This window comes from Rhizobium sp. 01N424, from assembly GCF_056399485.1.
Window position 1 is genome coordinate 16,938 of sequence record NZ_JBFTRK010000002.1, and the last position, 20,053, is coordinate 36,990.

A 20,053-nucleotide genomic window follows, 5' to 3' on the forward strand; every position below is an offset into this window, starting at 1 on the left:
TCCTATCGTGCCTTGATGGTGACGGCGCGCAGCTGCGCCAGCTTGGTCGTGCGCTTGGCCGCGTCGTTCACCGTTGCTTCGAAGATCAGCATCGGCAACTTGACTTCTGCGTCATTCGTTACGCAGACGGCAGGCACATCGGCAGAAGTGGCATCGACCTCGTAGCCAAGGATCGCAACTCCGGTCTCTGCGCCCTCTTTTCCGGCGACACTGGCGTTCGGCGATGGAACATACTTTCCATCTGCGGTGACTTTACCGAGAACGGTTCCGGCCAACACCTTTCCGGACCCGGACTTGATGGTGAGCACTTCTCGCGACACCATGCCGTTGCCCTCAGAGAGGATGAAGGCGAGGTCTCGCGGCGTTTCAGTGAAGCTCGTCGCCATGATCATGCTCCTTTCGGGGTTACGCGACGCGCGGCGAAGATGGCGTCACGATTGATGGCAGCGCCGGCCTTCGGGCCGGCGCCGGATGCGCCTGGCATCGCGAGGTTGGCGGCAGCAAGGCGCTGCGCCTCGTAGGCCGAGGCCGCAGAAGCTGGCGATGCAGAGTCCTCCGGCTTGGCGGCCACTGTTGATGCCTCGGCGGCGGGAACGTTGGCGACGACGAACGAGACGACTGCATCTGCCGACATGTCCGGCGACGCTGTCGAGAGATCAAGCGCCGCGCTCATTCGCTTGGCGTCGCCCTTAACGCCTTCGGCACCGAGAATGGCAGTCATGCGGTCGGTAGCCGCCTTGAAACCGTCGCTGCCCCCAGAGGCGGCAGCAGCGGCGGCGGTTGCAAGTTGGGCAACAGCTGACGCTGCGCTTGCTCCAGTCTGGCTATCAGACATGTTCGCTCCGGTTGTTGTTGCCTCTGCGGGAGGCGCTTCAGGAATGGACGCGGTTGCATCCGGGTCACCCTCGTCAAAAACAAGGGTATGAGGAACCGTTCCGGGGCGCACAGCGGCCCGGATGGCGGCAATCAAGCTGGTCATGATGATCTCCTGGGATCAGCCCCGGTTAACTTCCTTCACGAAGGCGTCGAACGCCTCGATCGGATCAGCCACAGCGTCGGCAAGGCCCATGGCCACGGCTTCAGCCGCATCGAACACGCCGGCTTCGGTGGCAAGCGCCTTTGCCTTGGTGATGCGCCCGCGCCGGCCCGTGGCAACGACCTGGGCAAAGTCCTGACGCATGCCCTCCGCTTCAGCCTGCCACTTTTCGGCGAGGCTGGCATTGAGCGGTTCGTAAGGATTTCCATCGGCCTTCTTCTTGCCGGCGCGAATAATCGTCAGACGGATACCCTCGTCCTCGAGCGCCTGCGAATAGTCCGCATGGATCATGATCACACCGATCGATCCGGCGCCACCGTAGCGAGGAATGATAATCTGGCGCGCCTGCGACGCCAGCAGATAGCCGGCGGAATAGGCATAGTCGGTCAGGATCGCAATCGTCGGCTTCTCTTTCGAAAGCTGGGCCATCGCAGCCGCGGTCTCAAACCCGCCATTCACCATTCCGCCATAGCTGTCGTATTCGAAAGCGACGCCGCGGACCAAGTTCGACCGGCGAGCCATCGAAATCTGCGCCTGCAGACCCTGATAAGATGTCTCGCCGGAATTGGAACCGACCCAGCCGCCCTTGTGGACCAGGCTGCCTTCGATCGGGATGATCGCGACATTCTCCACCATGTCGAACGGCAGGACATTGGCGCGGTTATAGGCTCGCTCTATACGTCCGCCGACCTTGCCGGCCAACGGCCGGCCATTGCCGCCGCCGATATGATCGATGGCACCTTCCGGGTTGCTGATCACCACGGTGTCGCCGGCGATACGGCTGCCAAGCCCCTGCAGGAATGCCTCGGCCTTGCGAGGATCATACATCAGCGGCGTATTGAAAACGCGCTGTGCGATCTGTGCATAACGAAAGCTCATGACATCACCTCAGAAACGCAACCGCATGCGCCGCGTCGGGCGGCAACCGGTCGTCTTCGCCTGACAGGCTGCCCGCAGCCTGACCAGTTCCTTATCGATATCGGCGATGCTCGACGATGCGATCCTGATCCGCTGATGCATGACCGGGGACCGGATCTCGGATTCCTCGATCTGCTCGCCGGCAAGACGTTTAGTACGCGCCGCAGCGAGAACTGCGTAGAGCGCGCAGGGATCTTCGACATCGACCATGATGCCGCCGATTTTCACCGCGTTCGTCATGCGTCCACCTTGCTTTTGCCTGCAGGCTCCTCGCCCGCCCCGCTTGGATCACTCGGCAGGCCGCGTTCGAACGGCGACTTCATGCCTGCGTCGATATAGCGTTTGTGCCAGTAGAGCCGGTTTTCGAATACCTCTTCCGGATCTCCACCATCCTCGCTGATTTCCTGCTCGAGCGTGCCTGTGCCGTTGATGATGCGCTCGCTTGCGCCTTTCGCCTTCTTGACGTCATCGGCGGTTGGCTTGCTCGGACCGGTGCAGATCGCCCACAAGATCGCCTCGCGGTTGGCACGATAGACCTCGATCCCGCCCTTGAAAGGGGTCAGGCCGGTCTCTATCCGCTCGTCCACAAAGCTTGCGTAAGGGATCAGTACGTGCGGTGATGCGATGCGATCGGTTCGCCGGCGCGCGATCGGCCAGGTCGAGGCGTTCTCCATCTGGGTACTGGCATAGGTCGCCTGGGTAAAGTCCAGCGTGTACCCACCGTAAGTGATGCCGAGAGCGCGGGCCGTTTCCCGGTTAAACGTGCCGATCACATCCTTATGGTTCGGCCCCGGGGCCGTGATGCTCTTGAACTCCATGTCTTCGCCGGGCGCAAGATGCGAAACCCCTGCGCCCGGGCCAAGCCGAATTTCCGATTCCGCCGCCCGATCGAGCTGCGCCTTGAAGTAGTTCACGAAGTCGGAAGCAATGTCGGCTGCGCCGTCTCCGCCGGCTTCCTTCATCATGTCAAGCGCCTCGAACGCTTCGGCGCTCGGTTTGTCGCTTTTCAGGATCGCCGCGTAGATCGTCTGCAGGAACATCAGCTGCGCTGTCGCATCGTCGACGTTCTCGGCCATCAGATACTTCCGGAAGGTCGTTACCAGCGGCGAGATCCCGCGCACGTCGTCGCTCGAAAACGGATCGTAGGCGTGCATGACCATCTGCCGGCCATCGCTGTCGCGCGCTGCGTAATCCTTCTTCTGTCGGAACCCGTCCCGCTTCTCCTCGAAGCGATAGGCGATCGGGCGGCCGTAGCTGTCGTGCACGACGCCCTGATAAAGACCCTCGACGTCATTGGTGTCCTGCACCAACTGCTGCGGCGAAAGCAGGAGGAATTTCGTCCCGGTCTTCGTGCCAGCAAGACGCTGCGACCGCGGAAGATATTGGCAGACCCCGACACTTTCCCCGAACGCCAGCCAGTGACGAACACCGATATCGGTCATCTGCGCGATGGTCCACTTGGCGCGAAAGTCGCATTCAAGCGGGTTCCATGCCCAGACTTTCCACGCTGCCTTCAACTCCCGGATCCATACCGTGGTCTCTTCCGGGCTATAGCCGAACCTGGTCAGATCAGGACGCGGGTTAAGCTGCAGCTCGATGCCGACAGTGTCAGCGATGATCTGATCCGCCGCGCCACGAAGCTTGCCGCTGTTCTGCAACAAATCCATGGCGAGCCCTGCCGCGCGCGTCCAAACCCTGCGGATTTCGTCACGATGCTCGCGAAGCGAAGCCGGCCTCGCAGCGATGACACCCGACTGGGTGTCACGCATATAGCTAGCGCGCACCCTGCCGGGACCAGGAGCAACAGACGGAGCATCACTACGAACGCCGGTCGCCTTGACCTTGTGTCTCGGTTTCACCTGCGTCGTTTCCATCGATTCTCTGGCTCTGGCTTGTTCACCACCGGCGACGCCGGCTGAGGTTCTGGCTCGTGTTCTACAGTTTGCTGCGCGACGATGATCGACGTGGGTGACAGAAGGTCGGGATGCACGATCGGATCGTGCTTAGCCCTGAGTGCTGACCACTGACTTTTTGTCATCCGCGACAAGCCGAGATGTTCGGCCATCGCCATGGCGTAGATCCTGCAATCGAGAAAGTGATTGTCAGGTCGCCGCGTAAGCCATTCCTCGTGAAGCTTGCCTTTGATCAGCTTTTGCGAAAAGTATTCCGCCGTCAGCTGCTGGAAGTATTCCTCGCCGAGCTCCATGTGGAAATGGCAGTAACCGGGCGGATCAGCAGCCTCGCCCGACCGCAATCCAACCTTGTGCAGATTACCGTAGAGCTCGGCCTTGAGCGACCATGTGCCCACCGGCCACGCCATCGACGATCCGAACCGTCGGCGCTTACCGCCTTTCTGGATCGACTTCTTCTGAGGCGCGCTTATCGCCGGTACACCTCGGCCAGGCATGCCCTTGATAGCATATGTATTGGGGTGGCGACGGCACCACTCCAGAACCTGGTTGGTGCGATACCCACTGTCGACGCCTAGCGCCTCGATCTTTCTCAACACCCCGTTCGCATCAGGAAACTCCTGCTGATACCACTTTCCCAACAGCAGCCAGGCGCCCGCCTGGGGATTGTCGGTCGCACCCTCGAAGAACTCGGCAAAGACGTTCCAGCTCTGCCGATCTTCCGCGAAGACGACCGCTTCGCAGTAAATCCCGTAGGACTGAACGTCGGCGCCGGCGACAAACAGAAGGCCGCCCGATGGGATAGTGCCGACTTCGTAACCCTCGCGTCTTTCCATGAGCCGCTGGTGATCCGGCGCATTCCCTTTCATCTGGTAAGGCAGGGCCTTGACCAGATTGCTATAGTCCTTTGCTCCGGCCTCGCCCTTGGCCTCGTAGGTGATCTTGTCTTCCGCGATGGCCTCATAGGACATCATCAGCGACATGAAAGCGTCGACGTGAAAGCCAGGATGCCTGTCAGGCTCATCCTTGGTGGCTATGTAACGTCCCTGGCGAACACCAAGTACGCGTTCCATCTCCGAAATATGATGACCGCAATCGCAGACCATTACAGTTTTGTGCGGATGTGCTCGGTCGATACGCAATTTAGCGTCGACCTGCACCATCTCCTGCTGGCACTCGGGGCAACGGATAAACCAGAACCGCTGGTCCGACCGACGAAAGCTGCGGTCGATCCGGCAGTGTCCCGGCCCTTCACCAAGAGCGTCTCCACTGTCCAACTCCGGCGTCGACAGTTCGAAGATCTTGTAGGTCTTCTGCCTGCGAAACGCGGTGAAACGGCCGAAGAACAGGTTCTCGGGATCCGCACCATTGGTCAGCGTCTGCCATTTGGAGACTTCGTCCTTAACGCCGAATCTCGTCGTCTTGGAGGACAGGTCCATGACAGTGTTGGCGTTCGCGAGAAAGATCGATCCGCCCGGAAACTTCTTTTCGTAGGTTGTCGATCCCACACCTGAGCGGCTGGTTGTCGGCTGAATGATCAACTTCTCTGTTTTTTCCTGCCATCTGTCGATGAGAGGCTGCAGCTTCGCCGAATTGATGTCCTGCAGCGCGTCGATGCCCGGGACGCCGTAGAGCGCATTGTCAGGGCTGTTCTCCGCGATGTACATCATCCAGGCGAGAGCGAGGATTGTGACGCCCGTCTGCTGCGCCTTTCGCACCGTGACCAGATTGCAGGGATGCTCCTGACTGAGGCAGTCTGCGATATCCACCAGATACGGCGCGTCTTCCGCCGACCACAACTCTCCTTTTCGCGGTCCATCCACAAGGACGACGTTCTGTGGGAGCCAGACCGGAAACGATACTGGTGGCTGCGGGCGGATCGCGCGCTCGAGAACTGATGCGACCGATCGCAAAGCGCCAGGATGTACCGTCACGCTTCTTCATCCTCGATCAGCGGATCGTGCTCCGGTGCAGACGCTGCGATCACCGCCAGTTTGTCGGCAATTTCCGTGCCGATGGCGAAGGCGATCTGGCGCAGCAAGACGCGAACGCCGTGCACTCCCTCTTTTGAGACGGCCATCGCGACCTCGTCCGCCCTGTTCGGCAAACGCCTCAGGATGGCCTGTATCTCCCCGCCGATGATGGCCAAGGCCTCGTCGTTTCGATCCTTGCGGATCAGCTGATCGCAATCTTCCTGATGACGAATCTTTTCACGCCCAACCTTCAGCCACTCCGACTGCCGGCGAGCCTCTTCAAAGCTCTCCTCATCGCGCGGCGGCGGCCGGGTTGTTCCTTGGTGCTCGCCTTGCGGCAGATCTTCCATGCTCCTGATTGGCGCTGTCGCCTTGGCTGGGTTCGTGAACCGCTGACGAAACTCGTCATAGTGAGCGAGCGAGACCCGCATCACTTGCCCTTGAGAGCCGCGCTCGACCGGCGTATCTCGCCAGTCCTCCAGCATCTTCTTGACGGCTTTAGAAACAGCCGCCTTGGAAATCAGATCACGCGCCGCGATCTGCGCGATCGACCACATCACAGTGCTCATCGTTAACCTGCTCGTTAACTACCGCGTTAACGCCGTTAACCCCGTTAACCCAAATTTTCGAAGCTAAAGACTGAACGGCATTCGGGGTCGCCCCGGCCCGCAGGCGGTCAGATCGTTTGTACGGTCCCTTGACCGGGGGGTGCCCCCGGCCGGCCTCACCGGCCTTCGAGGGTCACCGGGGCAAGAGCCGATCCAGTTCATGAAGAACACGAGGCGCCAGGCTATCCTCAATTAGTTCGGCAAGCACCTTCACGAACTCATCCGGATTGTTTGTGACATCATGCGCCGGGTTCGGCCCGAACAACTCCCGGATCGGAAGCCGCGACTTGCCCGAGCGCTTCATCACGCCCCGATGTCCGCTTTTCATCTGTGCGATGAACGCCGATCGATACGATCCGCGCCCGCGGACCCGAACGCCTTTTGAATTTTGGCTCGCACCAAGATCGTAGAGCGAGATCCAACCTGACTTCTCAACAATTTCGATCGAGTTGCTGCCGGCATTGAAGAATGCCTTGGTCAGCGCCAGCACTTTCCGAACCGGAAGGTCGGTTCGCTCAGCACTGCGACGAACGATGCGCGTGCGCGCCATGTCTCGCATACGCCGCATCGCACTGGCCATCGCCTTTGTCTTGATTTGACCAGGCAGGTTAGCGATAGCGCGGGACAACTGCTCGAACTCACCCGCATCGAAGTGAAGCTCGGCTGTCATAGAGAAAATCCAATCAATGGCGCCATTACAGCGCCGGGTTTCATGGCCGCCTCCATCGTCTGGAAACGAAAAACCCGCCGGGCGATTGCCTAGCGGGTTATCTACCTTTTTTACTGTCTTCAATGTATGTCAACCGACTGCCGCGCCGCAATGCCCACTTATGAAAATAACATCAGTCCTTTTCAATAACTTGCGACGAGCCCGTGGTAGAATTGAATTTGGCCCAAGGCGCCCTTAGAGGACGGAACGGCAGCAAATCATTGGCCACAAGCCGTCCAGAAAGCGAATTATGGAGCGTTGCGAGCGCATCCTGCCAAAGCTGCCACTCCAATCTGGACAGGATCGCACCGCGCAACGGAGCATCAAGCTCATATTTCTGGTAGGCGCCCTTCAAAGGCTTCTGCTTTCGCCTGTCAAATCCATCGGCCTCGTATGTGTACGAACGCCGAAGGCTGTCGCGACCCTTGGTGATGAGGAACCAAGCCGGCTTGCCGTTGATGGTCACAACGTGCTCGCCAGGCCTTTCCGCCTTCCAATCTGGGCCGGCGCCGAGAATGGCGCGGCTGATCACCAGATTGACGACGTGCTTGCCGTGAAGGACATCGCGCTTGGTCCGGACCATTTCGAGAAAAGCAGCGACTTCTTTGGCAATCAGACCGCGCTCGTCATCCCATTCCGGGAATGGGTTCCACCCTTCGCCGATCTCGAACCCGCCCCGATCAGCTAGTTCGCGCACAGCATTGCCCGCTTCCACCGCATCTGGATTGGGATCTGACTGCGCCATGATGAAATCAGGGATGACACCAAAATGGTTGGGCGAGCGATCGATCATCGTACCAAGGGCCGAATACTCGCTGATCATTTGCCAGGAAGAACCGCTCACAAAGCTGCCACCACCACTACCCGAACCGATCTTGCAGAGTTCCTGCGTAAAGGCCCAAGTCAGGAACTGCTCAATCGATACCTTCTTTGTCATTTCAATCCCTCAGAGATAGTTGCGATAGTTTTGCGATAGTTCTAGAGATAGTTTTATTTAATGATTTCAATTAGTTCGATAGTTGCGATAGTTTCCTCGTATTACATAGGCAGATTTTTCACACCCCTTCCCCCGCCGTTTTTTTCATACGTATAGGCGAGGAAACTATCGCAACTATCGCAACACATTGATTTTACTCACCCCACACCCCGCCGAACTGTCGCAAAACTACCGCTGGAACTATCGCAACTATCGCAACTCAAGCCGCAGGTTAGCGACAGATTGGGAGGTGTCGGGTGGGGTTTCGGGGTCATGGAAACTCCTCTGGGAACGGCACTTCATCATCGAAGCGGCCTGCCGGCGGTGCGGGCGTGTCCCCATGCCCTTCTGGAACGTCGCGCAGGCGGACACCAAGGTAGTAGTGAAGCCTCTGGGACGTATCCTTCTTGAATTTCTTGGACATCGCTCGCCCGAATGCTGTGACATTCATCGGCTTTCCGCCCTCATCTTCCGTGAAGCGGCAATATGCGGAGTATAGGAACTTGGCCTGTAGCGGGTCCGCCTGCTCATCCCTGACCACACAGCGAGCGACGAAGGCGGATGTTCTGTCCATATCGTCACGGTATTCTTGCGTCGCGCTGCGCACCGCGTCAGGGATCACCAGTCCCTCCTTGAGGTAGATCTTCACTCCCTCGATCAACCAGTTCAGAATGCCGGGATATTCGGACCGGAAGTACGCGAGCATCTCCTCGAACTCCCGCCGCTCGGCCTCGGGCACCTTCACCGGCCAGTGAACGACGGCCATGCGTCGCCAGATGCCATCATCGTTCCCTGATATCTTCGGATAGCCATTGCCACTCATCTGCACGACGAAGATCGGGTCGAAATCCATATATCCAGCGAAGAGGTCGCGTGCGGTGATCGTCTCGCCTCCGGTCAGCTCCTTGACGAGATTCTCCTTGAGGTCCTCGCCCTCCGGCAATTCCTTGACGCGCAGCAGCCTGCGGCCAAGTAGGCGCGCAAGGTCAGGCGACGCACCTCCAGATGATCCGCTCTCGCCGATCAAGCTGGTTGCAGGCAACGTCACCGCCATCTCGCCCAGCAACCGGCTGAGCGTCTCCATGTAGACGGACTTGCCGTTAGCGCCGTCGCCGTAATGGAAAAACAGGAATTGCACTGTGATGCCGACAAGGCCTAAGCCTGACGACACCTGGACAAGCCGGCGAACAGCAGCATCCGGCAGCATAGTTTCGAGAAACCTGACCCAACGCGGGCACTCGGCCTTCGGCTCGAACCGGACCGGAGCGATATGCGTGATCAGATCTTCACGTACATGGCCTTTCGTCACTTTCACAGCCGCCTCGATGCAGACATCGATGGTCTCAGGCACGTTGGGCGTTTCTTCCCGGCTCACGAATTTCTCGTTCTTCTTGCGCTGCATTTTACGTTCGAACCGAAGGGTAGCGTTCTGCACCGCGAAGCGCATTCTATCTGCATTCAGTTCGTCTGGAGCTTTGATGATATGCGGCGCCGAGCAGGCTAGCGCCGCGTTCATGCGGGCGATGTTCTTGGAGGAAACCGCATGATCCATGCGCCTCTTGACGCGCTTACCGAAAGCATCAAGTGCCTTTTCGCGGGCAGCGATGAGCCGTCTGCCGCTGACATCGACGTCCTCGCCGCGTTGGTCCATCTCGGCCGCAGCCTTGCCCGCTTCGATCTTCTCCTGCTCCGACTGCGTCGGCTTGATCCAATGCCGCTCCTGGGCAATCCGGTCACCGAGCTGCTGCGCAATCGCGAGTGCCTTCGGTCCGCCGTTGGCAATATCCCAGTGGGTTCCGGTCCACACGCCGAACAGCGCCTGCTTTGCCTTCTCCTGAGCAACAACGAGCAGATCCTGCCCGAAATGCTTCAACAATCGTTTGCCGTTGTCGGTATCGGAGTGATCGAGGCCGGCGCAATATTCGAGAATGGCGCGAAGATCGTCGTCAGACGGCGGCGGAGCCATATCATCGAGAGTTTCGTCAGAATCGTCTGAGACGGGTGGGGTTTCGGGGTCAACGCCCCTCTGCATCATCGCGTCCTGCACGATCTCCTTGAGACCGGCAGGCATCGCCGCCGAAAGTTCGTCCTGCATTCCCCTCATGCCCTTTCGCAAAGTAAGCTGGCGAAATCCGCGCCCTGCGGAGGCCACCAGATATGGATGTCACGACCGGGCACCGAGAGCCGAGCCTTGGCTCGGGCCATCGCGGCGGCCGTGAAGTAGAATTCGCTGTCACCATCGGCCAGCAGCACCAGCGCGCTCACGTGCTCTGGCAGCTGGATAGCCTCGTCTTTCGACTGGTCTGGTTTGGGATGCGGCCAAAACGACACCTTTCGGCCGCCAATCTGATAGCTTTCGCTGCGCCCCTTTCCGCGATCGGCCGGACCGGAAAGATTGCCGAGGTCTCCAGCCGCGAAATAAAATGTATCGGTTCTGAAACCCTCGAAGCCAGCAACCGCCAAGACGGTCTCAATCCCCTCACCGCCCATCCAGCGCCGAGACGTCATTTCGCCGAGGATAGGAACGAGCGATCCCTTCTTGATGCCGCGCATCTTCTTTGTCGTAAGGCGATCACCCTTGGCATTGAGGCCGAGGTCTGGCCGAAACTTCGGTCCGTTTTTCAGGTCGATCCACGTCTCGTGGCATCCGGTCACTTGACCGTCGAGCGTCACAAATGGCGCAATCATCGCCGGTCCGGAATGAATGGACAGCGGCCGGCCAAACTCGTCGTTCCCGTCCCAATAGCTGTGTCGTCCATCGAAACGAAGATTGAAGAAGGTCTCCATCGGCACGATGTATCCGGTGCGGCGGCGCAGGTAGGCCCGGATATAGCGGGCACCATCTGTCGTTTCGTCCGCGCATTCCTGTGCGTTGAAATAGATGCCGCGAGCCTTCTTGATTTCGCGTTCGCGGAAATCGTTCTGCTGGCGATCACGATCGGCCCGCTCTTTCTGCAGCTTACATTCGCTTTCGTCGCGCCGGCGCTCTCGCTCTGCCCGCTCGTCATCGGTCTCGCGCTCGCCACCAGCCGGGATTTCTTCTCCCAGCACAGCAGCGCAGGCACCGAGAAATCCGGACTTTAATTTGGTGTCGTGGTGCAACAGGAAGGCAGCCAGGCTGATACCGTCACGTCCGCCAATCTCGCAATTGCGGCAGTTCCAGACCTGCTTTGAACCATTGATTGAGAAGCGGTCATTGCCGAAACAGCGCGGGCAAGGCTGGCCGGAATCGCCTGACCAATCGTTGCGCCGCTTAGGAAATGGAACACCAAGCCTCAAGGCAGCGTCGGTCACAGACACCGCCTTTGCCCGGAAAACGAAGTCGTCGAGTGCGGGGTTGCTCACTATGCGAATGCCCTCTGCGGCATACGCACGACAGCCGCCTCAGGCTTTCCCAACGGGCACCCGCGCAACGGGTCGAGATCCCGGTCGTTGGCAATGCGAAGCTGACCGGTCATCGTCAGCGCATGCAGCGCCATATCCAGAGGCTCCGGCCAGCGTGCACGGTTCAGCGCGATGAATGGTGTGCCGCGCGACCAGCCCCTCAGATGATAAGGGTTGCTGATGCAGCGCATTTCCCCGACATGCAGCATGTCGAGCTCGAACTCTTTTGCCGTCTTATAGCACTCGGTGATGGACGGCGCGACGATGAGGAGAATACGGGTGCGACGCTCCCTCATTTCAAACCCTCCCAAATCTTGAGCTGGGCCAAACCGGCAGACGTGATCTTCCATTCGGATGGTTTTCCAGTGCGCGGCACATGAAGCCGCTCGATAAGCCCCATCTCGCGCATACGGGTGATGGCACTATCGACGGATGCGAGAAGGCAGCCGCACGCTTCACTCATTGCCTGCCGACTAATCATCAGCGCGCCGTCGTCGGCATCAGCGATCAGTCGCAACACTTTTGTGGAAACCGCTGGTGGCCTGCCATTGGAGCCTGTTACCGGCTTTTCCTCAGGACTCTCATGAACGACCGGCAGGTTGTAAAGGTGCCGTTCCGAGGCCAGATCGGCGAGCGCCCGCCCGCTGATATCGAGCGCCCGCCGGATTTCGGAGGCAGAGACGCCGCGTTCAAGGCACAAGCGAACCGCCAGGGACCGGTCATGCGGTCGCATGGCGGAAAAGCTCTGTGGCGACACGTCGAACAACTGAAACGCAGAAAGAACAGCCATCAGCTCCACCTCGTCTTCTTCGGGATTACGGAAACCGTTTCGGATTCGACCGCGCGGGATGCGGCCTGAGCATTCGCGAACTCTTCAAAGGTCATAACCGGGGCATCTCGACGTTCAGCCAAGGCCTCTTCCAGGATCTTCGCTTCCGCCGCGGCACGCCTAGCCTTCCAGTCATCGAGCTTTTGAAAAAAGGCTTGCGAAACGCCCTCAAGTCCACCCTCGCTGCGGCGATCCTCCCAGGCGAGCTGAGCCTCGTCGTGTTCACGAGCACCCCAAGCGAACCACCAGCCAAGGCAGCGAACTCCCTCGGGAAGCCGTCTGATCTCCTCGGCCTCTGTTACGATGCGTACAAAGCTCGGAAGATCATGGAGGTTGACGCCAACCACATCAAAGCAGGCGCGCTCCGCATTATCTGTAATGATGAAGAGATGAATGGCCTCGCTCATGCAGCACCTCCGAACAGAGGGCCAGCGTCATGCTCTGTTAGGCCGCGCCGCTTGATGATCTCGCGCTTCTTTTCGCCCGGTCCCGCCAAGCAAAGGCGCATGCGCTCGGCGATATCCTTCTGGTACTCAAGCTCGCGCTCGATGAGGATGGCATTGAAGCCCTCCCGCCACGCCGCTTCGCCTGTCGTTCCGGTACCGGCAAAGCAGTCCAGCACCGCGCCGCGCGGAGGCGTTACAAGCCGAACCAGATAGCGCATGAGGTCTATAGGCTTCACGGTCGGATGCTTTGATCCTATCCGATCATCAGCATCGGCCTTGGCAGAGTAGAAGAAGCGGGCTGCAGAGCCACTGTCGCCGCGAGGCGCTCGAGTGTCATGTGTCCCGCCCAAGCCAGTCAAAATTGCTCTTCGTTCCGAGCTTGGCTCGTCCCCGGTCACCGCCGCCATCTGCCCCGGCGCTTCAGGGAAAGCCTCGAAAACTTCGGCGCTACCATCGTGGATGAGGTTTGCAGGCCAACGCCCGTCTGGCGAACCGCCGCGCGGCCCCGGTTTGGCGGCAAAGTTTGTGCTGCCGCTATTCTGGTATCGACGCTCGGCGCTAGCTTCTCCATCGCGATAATGCGACCAGAGCTTCCCGGCGCCTGCGCTCATCTGCTCATCGGTACCGATGCGGCATCCATCGATATTGACGGCGCCGGTACCGTGGCGAAGAATATTTAGCGTGCCGTTTTCCTCGCTGAAGGGCTTCTGACCCATGTAGATCGGCTCGATCGCGGGTTTGAGCGCCTGTCCACCGTAACGCCAGCCATCCACGTCTATGCCCGCGAACGGGCCATCAACGGCGCAGGCTTTGATACGGGTTGCCTTCGGCATGCCGGCGGCGAAGATCCAGGCGATGAACGGGTGATTGATGAAGCCAGCATCCTCGATCGCCACCGACATACGGCCGAAGCCTCGCGTCGACGCGAAGGCAAGCAGATAACCGCCGGGCTTGAGAACGCGTAGAACCGCGCGCCATGTCTCTACCTGAAAGGCAATGTCGCCGCCGTCCCACTGTTTGCCCATGAACCCGGCGGAAGCACGCTTGAATGCGCCGGTCTCTCCCGACTTTGCCTCAGCCGATCCATCTTTCCCAAAGCGCTCGACGATGCTCGCCAAATGATACGGCGGGTCCATCACAGCGCTATCGACGCTGTTCTCGGGCATCGACGCGAGGACCTCGCGGCAATCCCCAAGGTGAAGCGTAACGCGACCATCGAGGTACTGGGCCGTCGTCATCAATCTCGAACCTCTTGAGGCGCGATATCACCGCATTCGGCACAATATTTCTCGATGATCTCTGCAAACGAGAGCGCCCGAAAGCACACTGGACAGGCGTAGTGAGTCGACCGCTCCGGGCGCCTCTGGGAAACGCCGGTACCGCTCGCGAGCCGCGCGATCTGATCCCGATCGAGGTTGAGCCGGTTGAACGCGCCGCTCATTCGTTATCTCCAACGACGCGCAAACCTGCCTTTTGCCCACCGCCGGCGATGACGACAGCCAGGGACTGACGGAAAGGCGGCAACGCCCGCTCGATCGACGCCGCTTCCCGGTCCATCGCCCGCGCCTCGGTATTTGAGACAAATCCGTCAGCCAAGGCTGCTGCAGCGGTCGACATCAGGGTGGCGTACTGCTGCATCACGTTCGAATAGGACGTCAGAACATCGATGTTCGCCTTGTGCTCCGCATCCGGGTCTGTGAGCCTGCGTCCGCTCAGCTCCGCCATGGCCTGTGTTACGACAGGCACACCGCACTCCGTCTCCAGTGCGTAGACAACGGACAGCGGCATGAGATCGGTATCGCGTGCATTGTTCATCCGACCGATATGGCTGTCGGACACCGACGAGATTTCCGCCGCGCGCTGGATGCCGCCGACCAGCTTGATGAGGTCGCGCTGCGCTGCCTTGACCCTGTGAAACCATGCTTCTGAAGACATGACAAATCCTTTCCCGCGCCGGGAAATCCGGTCGGTTTTTCCCGTTTTGGGAAACGATTAAAACTGTGACAACTCAGTCCGTTAACGGGTCACGGAGGACCACATGGAAAACAGGAAAGACAACAACTCATTCAGCCGTCTCCCTCACCGAGAGGGGACGGGGAACATCCTTCGGCCAGCCCTGGCCCTCTGGCCAATGGGTGGAAAACCAGCCGACGACATCGTCGTACTTTTTGGCAGTAAAGGTCTTTCCTTCTCGAATGCGCGGAAAAAAACGACCGTCTGCCGCACAGTGCCGCCCAACAGTCGCCTCACCCAATTGTCGGGCTTCCGCGAAGCTGTCGCAAAGTACCAGGAGGTGGCGTGCAAGTTCGGTTTCCATACCTCACCAATAGTAGGATGTTTCCAACTTTGCAATGGGAAAGTTCCTATTCGCCAAGTGAGGGGGAAATTTCCTATTTTGGAGGCATGAACAAATTGCAAGAGTTAGTCAAAAATCGGCTGGAAGAATTGGGGTTGAGCCCCATCGCGGCCGCCCAGTCCGTAGACTTGGAACGGAGCTTCATCCGCGATATCGTTTTTGGGAAGAAGCAGACGGTCAAGGCAGACAAGATCGCACAGCTAGCAAAGGCGCTACGGCTAGATCCGGAAGCGCTCGCCAGAGCCGAGGCTGTGCCTGTACAAACTGTTGAGGTAAGTAGTTCGCCGGCACGCCCAGCGCCCAACGCCAGCTTTCCCCCTCAATTTCAGCAGTTCAACACGACGAAACGTATCCCCCTGATGGGGCAATCGGAAGCAGGCCCTAACGGTCGCTTCATTATGAACGGCCAGAAGATAGCGGACGTGTTCTGCCCGCCAGGCTTGGAGAATGTTCCTGATGCCTACGCCGTACGGGTGTATGGTACCAGCATGGAACCGAGATACCGCGCCGGCGAGACCGTGTGGCTGAATCCACAGCTGCCGGTCCGGGCGGGAGACGACGTCGTCGTTCAGCTCAAGGCGACGGCAGACGGCGATGATATGGCAAGCTATATCAAGGAGTTCCGTTCTCGCTCCTCGAAGGTTCTTCGACTCTGGCAATACAACCCAGAAGAGGGCGAAGATTCTGAGATTCTTATCGACAACGGCGAAGTGTTCTCCGTGCACGTGGTAGTTTATTCTACGCGATACTCTTAGTGAAACGCCATATCGGGTGCAGCCTCAACCTACGCCACTGCCGCGGCATTGAGGGGCACTCCGAACAACTCAGACGTTCGCGCAAGAGGCGAAAATTGTAGGCGCCGGCGAAACTTGCCCGAGACAGCTCCGCGAACCCAAGACACCGGTCTCTGCCGCAATCTTCGCAAGCTACGCGGAGGCTCACAAGCTCGCTTAGCATCCGGTTCTCGTCGATATGTTCGCAAGACCCCCGCATTTGTTTCCTCGGATGTTCCTGTTGTGTTCACCGTAAAAAATCAGGACTCTTGCCGAGAGTCGATAGGCAAAATGCCTGCGCGTTAGAGCGTCCGGTTAAGCTATTGACGTTGCCTGTATTTTTCTTGGCGAGAAAACGAATCGTTTCGAACTCATCAAACCCTTCTGCTTTTCCTTGGCAATCGAAGTCCGTCCAACATCCTACAAACCGTTGGATGCATCCTACTTTTGTTGTTGCATAGTTGGAAACTTCCTACTATAACGATTTCCACGCCATTCTTGTCGGGCTGATTGAAAGAGGAAATCGTCATGTTGAACGCGCAGTCCAATCCCCTATCAAAGACCCCCGCACCCGTTCACGGGGCAATCGCCCGCGACGTCGCCCTCGAAATGGCCAACTGGATGCTGTCGCACCCCGGCTGCAGCCGCGACGAGCTGCGCGAAGAGTTCACCGATCGCCAGATCACTCGCTACGCCCTCGAAGCCAAAGGCATCGCTGACCGGCGTCGCGTGCGCCGCCTCGCCTGACGATCGGTTTTGGCATGGCCGCCTTAGCTGCGGCCATATCCGAACCGAAGCGAGGGCGTTTCCATGGACGACAATTATTTCACACCTTTTGGTGCACGCGTCGAAGCGCCCCCGGTCATCCCGATCGAGCGCAAGCCGGCTATCTCCTACAGGGCTATGGCGCTTATCTGCTCCTTGTCCTACGCGGCCGTCATTCTGTCGGCCGGTCACCTGGTCTATCAGACGTACTACGGCATTAAGTCCTATGATCAGCAGATCGCCTGGGATGATCGCCGATGACCATGGCAGTTCGTCTCACCGAAAAACCGATCTTTGCCCTCTGCGGCAATAACCTGCGCATCAACATCGGCGCGCCGGACCCCACGGTCATTGATTTCCGGCTGATGGCTATCGCGCTTTCGAAGCAGGCACGTTTCGACGGCCGCGACGAGGCGGGATTTGCGTTTTCGGCTGCACAGCATGCCGTCCAGGGCGCCCAGGCCATCCTGAACGAAACACGTGACCAGTTGTCGGCTGCCCTGTTTCTACTTCGCGACGGCCACCAGTGGCTGCTTGGCGATCGCAGTACCCCGGCGCAGCGCCTGCTATCGCTGAAGAGCGGTATAGATCTCGATCGCATCGACGACGAGATCAAGGCGGCCTGGAGCGAAGCAATATACGAGGCCGCCGGCCTTCTCCCGCCGAGCCGTTGGACGGCGAAGCAGCGTCAGATCGTCGAGATGATGGACGATCGCATGGCTCGCGCGGAAGCGATTTCGCTTTTCGGACCCAAGGCCGCAACCGACTTTCCGAAACTGGCCGACCCGAAGCTCACGGGCGCCCTGCACCCTTGGGGGTCGGCGAAGGCAGAAACTGCCTGGCGCGAATTCCTCATGCGCGTCTCCAGCCGCGCCCGCGTGAATTAAGGGGCCATGATGACGGACGCCGCCCATCTCTGCACCATCTGCGGTCACGCGATCGGCTTGGCTCCGGCCACCGATTTTCCAGATGCCGATGAGATGAATCTTCCGCGGCGGGAACGGCAAATATTGAACCTTTTGCTTCGAGCGAAAGGCCGGTCGGTGTTCTCGGTAAAGCTTGTCGACGAACTCTATGGCGACGATCCCGATGGTGGTCCCGACAACGCAGAGGGATGCGTTCAGTCGCATATCAGCAAGCTACGCCGCAAGCTTCGTCCGCGAGGCTGGCTGATCGATAGTCGCCGTTTCGACGGATACCGGCTCGTCCGAGATCCAACTTTTATGAAATCCAACGCAAAGGCGTCGACGCATGCCCACTGAAAATAACGACAAGCCCGTGCTGGACGCCATCGCGGGAGCGATCGACGACGTGCTGAACGGCCCCAAGATCGACGGACGCCGTCTAGGAAACACGTGTTTCGCAATCATCATCTTCGAGAAGGATGGCGAAGACGCTTCCCTGGCCAGCTTCGTTTCGAATGGCGACCGGGACGATATCCACATCGCCCTGAAAACCATGGTCGCCCGCTTCGACGGTCAGGCCGAGCTGCGAGGTCACGCCTGATGGCCGGCTCAGTCAACAAGGTTATTCTGATCGGCAATGTTGGCGCCGATCCTGAGATCCGGCGCACCCAGGACGGCCGCCCGATTGCCTCCATTCGCCTCGCGACGTCCGAGACCTGGCGAGACAAAACTTCTGGAGATCGCCGCGAAAAGACCGAATGGCACAGCATCGTGGTCTTCGCCGAGCCGCTCTGCAAAGTCGTCGAACAGTACGTGAAGAAGGGCTCGAAGCTTTACATCGAGGGGCAGCTGCAGACCCGCAAATGGCAGGACCAGCAGGGTCAGGACCGCTATTCGACAGAGGTCGTTCTGCAGGGCTTCGGCTCGACGATCACAATGCTGGATAAGCGCGAGGGTTCCGGGTACCGCGCCGGCGGGGAGGGTCCGGGAGATTACGGCCTCGACGAGGATCGCGCTTCCAGGAGCCAGTCGCACGGCGGCTCCAGCGGCCAGCCAGCTAACTTCTCCCGCGATCTCGACGACGACATCCCATTCGCGCCCGAGTGGCGCTGATAACCCGAGAGGACATCATCATGAAGCTTATCCAGAACGGTCAGGCACTCATCGGCATGCTCGAGTCTGGCGAGTTGAACGAGCGCCTGACCGAGACCTGCGATGCCACCTTCAGCGAGTTGCTCGACATGAGCAACGAGAACCCGAAGGTCAAATTCAAGGGCGAGATCAGCCTCAAGCTGAAGCTCGAGGTCGCCAACGGCATGATCACCATTAACGCCGATGTGGCCGCCAAGACCCCGAAGCGCAGCTATCGCTCGTCTGCCTACTGGATCACCGAAGGCGGCAAGCTTTCGACGGAACATCCCCAGCAGCACGACATGTTCAGCGGCCCGCGCGAAGCACGCGACCGCGCCTGACCTTTTCACTCCAACCCATAGAGGGGCAATATCATGGATCAAATGACCGCACCTGCCGTCCGGGAAATCGCCGATCTGGCGCGCGACGGCAAGTTTCAGATTTTCTCGATCGCGACACCGAGCCAGGCCAAGGGCCTGCCAAGCTCTTTCCCGGTCCTGCTGGACCCGAAGACCGGCAAGGCCGCCAGTATCAAAGCTCTCGCCGACGAATGGCGCCTGACCCCCGATCGCAAGCGCGGTAGCGCCGAAGTCACCACGCTCGAAAGCTTCATCAACCTGGTGGAACGGCACAAGACCGAGAACTCGGTGATCTTTGCCGACACGGATTGGAGAAACCCGTCCCTGACGGCGGTGATCGACTATCATCCCAGGGACGCGACTGACGCCGATAACGGCAAGCACCGCATCCACTACGAGTTTCCGCTGTCCGATAGCTGGAAGGCATGGAACGAGATCAACGGCACCCCCCTGCCGCAGGTGCAGTTCGCCGAGTTTATCGAAGACCGGATCATGGACCTCGCTGCGCCGGATACGCTCGAGGAAGAAGACTGGCGCCACAAGTTTTCGTTCCGCGTCGCCTTCCCGAATGAGCTCGTCGCGCTGTCCAAGGGATTGCAGATCAACTCCGAGGCCAAGGTCAAGAACGCAGTCTCGCTTCAGTCCGGCGAAGCTCAGATCGTCTTCGAAGAAGAGCACCGGGACGCAGCCGGTAACAAGATCGACGTGCCCGGCATGTTCATTCTCTCGGTCCCGCCCTTCTATCGCGGCGACGTTGCTCGCATCCCGGTTCGGCTTCGCTACCGCCTCGCCGGCGGCCAGTTGAAGTGGATCTGCCAGCTCTACCGGCCGGACATCTACATCACCGAGCAGGTAATCCGCGACATGGAACGCGCCGGTGCTGACACCGGACTTCCTGTCTATTCCGGCGCTCCCGAGATGCCAGCCTAACCGATCGGCGGGCGGCGCCGACGTCGCCCGCCTACCCTTCCCAGG

The 20,053-nt window shown here is 59.4% G+C and carries 27 protein-coding genes; 9 read left to right on the forward strand and 18 right to left on the reverse strand.

Translation table 11 applies throughout. From position 1 onward, the window contains the following. Positions 1 to 2 precede the first annotated feature (2 nt). The 18 genes from AC1DNK_RS05730 to AC1DNK_RS05815 form a co-directional block, all read right to left on the reverse strand. Complete coding sequence (locus AC1DNK_RS05730) at positions 3 to 386, reverse strand: head decoration protein (RefSeq protein WP_132668048.1); 384 nt, start codon at positions 384 to 386, stop codon at positions 3 to 5. 2 nt (positions 387 to 388) lie between these two features. After that, a complete protein-coding gene (locus AC1DNK_RS05735) occupies positions 389 to 979 on the reverse strand; it encodes a hypothetical protein (protein WP_477939945.1) in 591 nt (196 codons plus the stop codon). A 15-nt stretch (positions 980 to 994) separates the two neighbouring features. Continuing rightward, positions 995 to 1,915, reverse strand: coding sequence for a S49 family peptidase (locus AC1DNK_RS05740; RefSeq protein WP_477939947.1), 921 nt, complete (start codon positions 1,913 to 1,915; stop codon positions 995 to 997). A 9-nt stretch (positions 1,916 to 1,924) separates the two neighbouring features. Beyond that, positions 1,925 to 2,194 (reverse strand): hypothetical protein, encoded by a 270-nt coding sequence (locus AC1DNK_RS05745; protein WP_477939949.1) that lies wholly within the window; start codon positions 2,192 to 2,194, stop codon positions 1,925 to 1,927. Beyond that, positions 2,191 to 3,813: a phage portal protein gene (locus AC1DNK_RS05750; protein ID WP_477939951.1), complete on the reverse strand. Its 1,623-nt coding sequence runs from the start codon at positions 3,811 to 3,813 to the stop codon at positions 2,191 to 2,193. The genes AC1DNK_RS05745 and AC1DNK_RS05750 overlap by 4 nt, the downstream gene beginning before the upstream one ends. Then, the gene (locus AC1DNK_RS05755; RefSeq protein ID WP_477939952.1) at positions 3,810 to 5,798 is read right to left on the reverse strand and encodes a terminase gpA endonuclease subunit; all 1,989 of its coding nucleotides are present in this window, start codon (positions 5,796 to 5,798) and stop codon (positions 3,810 to 3,812) included. Before AC1DNK_RS05755 ends, AC1DNK_RS05750 begins: the two co-directional genes overlap by 4 nt. Further along, positions 5,795 to 6,406: a hypothetical protein gene (locus AC1DNK_RS05760; protein WP_477939953.1), complete on the reverse strand. Its 612-nt coding sequence runs from the start codon at positions 6,404 to 6,406 to the stop codon at positions 5,795 to 5,797. The genes AC1DNK_RS05755 and AC1DNK_RS05760 overlap by 4 nt, the downstream gene beginning before the upstream one ends. A 172-nt stretch (positions 6,407 to 6,578) precedes the next feature. Then, the gene (locus tag AC1DNK_RS05765; RefSeq protein WP_477939955.1) at positions 6,579 to 7,238 is read right to left on the reverse strand and encodes a phage tail protein; all 660 of its coding nucleotides are present in this window, start codon (positions 7,236 to 7,238) and stop codon (positions 6,579 to 6,581) included. A gap of 49 nt (positions 7,239 to 7,287) precedes the next feature. Next, positions 7,288 to 8,091 carry a hypothetical protein gene (locus tag AC1DNK_RS05770; RefSeq protein WP_477939957.1) on the reverse strand — a complete coding sequence of 268 codons (804 nt, stop codon included), beginning with the start codon at positions 8,089 to 8,091 and terminating at the stop codon, positions 7,288 to 7,290. A gap of 310 nt (positions 8,092 to 8,401) precedes the next feature. Further along, the gene (locus AC1DNK_RS05775; RefSeq protein ID WP_477939959.1) at positions 8,402 to 10,225 is read right to left on the reverse strand and encodes a DNA primase family protein; all 1,824 of its coding nucleotides are present in this window, start codon (positions 10,223 to 10,225) and stop codon (positions 8,402 to 8,404) included. 5 nt (positions 10,226 to 10,230) lie between these two features. After that, a complete protein-coding gene (locus AC1DNK_RS05780) occupies positions 10,231 to 11,424 on the reverse strand; it encodes a DUF7146 domain-containing protein (protein WP_477939961.1) in 1,194 nt (397 codons plus the stop codon). Positions 11,425 to 11,474: 50 nt separating this feature from the next. Next, positions 11,475 to 11,810 (reverse strand): hypothetical protein, encoded by a 336-nt coding sequence (locus tag AC1DNK_RS05785; RefSeq protein WP_477939963.1) that lies wholly within the window; start codon positions 11,808 to 11,810, stop codon positions 11,475 to 11,477. Further along, positions 11,807 to 12,304, reverse strand: coding sequence for a hypothetical protein (locus AC1DNK_RS05790; protein WP_477939965.1), 498 nt, complete (start codon positions 12,302 to 12,304; stop codon positions 11,807 to 11,809). The genes AC1DNK_RS05785 and AC1DNK_RS05790 overlap by 4 nt, the downstream gene beginning before the upstream one ends. Next, a complete protein-coding gene (locus tag AC1DNK_RS05795; protein ID WP_477939967.1) occupies positions 12,304 to 12,750 on the reverse strand; it encodes a hypothetical protein in 447 nt (148 codons plus the stop codon). The genes AC1DNK_RS05790 and AC1DNK_RS05795 overlap by 1 nt, the downstream gene beginning before the upstream one ends. Continuing rightward, complete coding sequence (locus tag AC1DNK_RS05800; protein WP_477939968.1) at positions 12,747 to 14,027, reverse strand: DNA methyltransferase; 1,281 nt, start codon at positions 14,025 to 14,027, stop codon at positions 12,747 to 12,749. Before AC1DNK_RS05800 ends, AC1DNK_RS05795 begins: the two co-directional genes overlap by 4 nt. Next, complete coding sequence (locus AC1DNK_RS05805) at positions 14,027 to 14,230, reverse strand: hypothetical protein (protein ID WP_477939969.1); 204 nt, start codon at positions 14,228 to 14,230, stop codon at positions 14,027 to 14,029. Before AC1DNK_RS05805 ends, AC1DNK_RS05800 begins: the two co-directional genes overlap by 1 nt. Further along, complete coding sequence (locus AC1DNK_RS05810; RefSeq protein WP_477939970.1) at positions 14,227 to 14,724, reverse strand: hypothetical protein; 498 nt, start codon at positions 14,722 to 14,724, stop codon at positions 14,227 to 14,229. The genes AC1DNK_RS05805 and AC1DNK_RS05810 overlap by 4 nt, the downstream gene beginning before the upstream one ends. A 127-nt stretch (positions 14,725 to 14,851) precedes the next feature. After that, positions 14,852 to 15,106: a hypothetical protein gene (locus tag AC1DNK_RS05815; protein ID WP_477939972.1), complete on the reverse strand. Its 255-nt coding sequence runs from the start codon at positions 15,104 to 15,106 to the stop codon at positions 14,852 to 14,854. 86 nt (positions 15,107 to 15,192) lie between these two features. Between AC1DNK_RS05815 and AC1DNK_RS05820 the strand changes: the two genes are divergently transcribed. From AC1DNK_RS05820 to AC1DNK_RS05860, 9 genes are all read left to right on the forward strand, one after another. Beyond that, positions 15,193 to 15,900, forward strand: a complete 708-nt coding sequence (locus tag AC1DNK_RS05820) for a S24 family peptidase (protein ID WP_477939973.1) — start codon at positions 15,193 to 15,195, stop codon at positions 15,898 to 15,900. Between the two features lie 546 nt (positions 15,901 to 16,446). After that, positions 16,447 to 16,665 carry a hypothetical protein gene (locus tag AC1DNK_RS05825; protein WP_477939974.1) on the forward strand — a complete coding sequence of 73 codons (219 nt, stop codon included), beginning with the start codon at positions 16,447 to 16,449 and terminating at the stop codon, positions 16,663 to 16,665. Positions 16,666 to 16,728: 63 nt separating this feature from the next. Continuing rightward, positions 16,729 to 16,944, forward strand: coding sequence for a hypothetical protein (locus tag AC1DNK_RS05830; protein ID WP_477939975.1), 216 nt, complete (start codon positions 16,729 to 16,731; stop codon positions 16,942 to 16,944). After that, entirely contained in the window at positions 16,941 to 17,570 is a 630-nt protein-coding gene (locus tag AC1DNK_RS05835) for a hypothetical protein (protein ID WP_477939976.1), read from the forward strand. Before AC1DNK_RS05830 ends, AC1DNK_RS05835 begins: the two co-directional genes overlap by 4 nt. A 6-nt stretch (positions 17,571 to 17,576) precedes the next feature. Next, on the forward strand, positions 17,577 to 17,945 hold the full coding sequence (locus AC1DNK_RS05840) for a winged helix-turn-helix domain-containing protein (protein WP_477939977.1): 369 nt from the start codon (positions 17,577 to 17,579) through the stop codon (positions 17,943 to 17,945). Further along, entirely contained in the window at positions 17,935 to 18,189 is a 255-nt protein-coding gene (locus AC1DNK_RS05845; protein ID WP_477939978.1) for a hypothetical protein, read from the forward strand. The genes AC1DNK_RS05840 and AC1DNK_RS05845 overlap by 11 nt, the downstream gene beginning before the upstream one ends. Next, positions 18,189 to 18,701 carry a single-stranded DNA-binding protein gene (locus AC1DNK_RS05850; protein WP_477939979.1) on the forward strand — a complete coding sequence of 171 codons (513 nt, stop codon included), beginning with the start codon at positions 18,189 to 18,191 and terminating at the stop codon, positions 18,699 to 18,701. The genes AC1DNK_RS05845 and AC1DNK_RS05850 overlap by 1 nt, the downstream gene beginning before the upstream one ends. Positions 18,702 to 18,721: 20 nt before the next feature. Then, positions 18,722 to 19,060 (forward strand): hypothetical protein, encoded by a 339-nt coding sequence (locus AC1DNK_RS05855; RefSeq protein WP_477939980.1) that lies wholly within the window; start codon positions 18,722 to 18,724, stop codon positions 19,058 to 19,060. 33 nt (positions 19,061 to 19,093) lie between these two features. Continuing rightward, positions 19,094 to 20,008, forward strand: coding sequence for a DUF2303 family protein (locus tag AC1DNK_RS05860; RefSeq protein ID WP_477939981.1), 915 nt, complete (start codon positions 19,094 to 19,096; stop codon positions 20,006 to 20,008). Positions 20,009 to 20,053 lie beyond the last annotated feature (45 nt).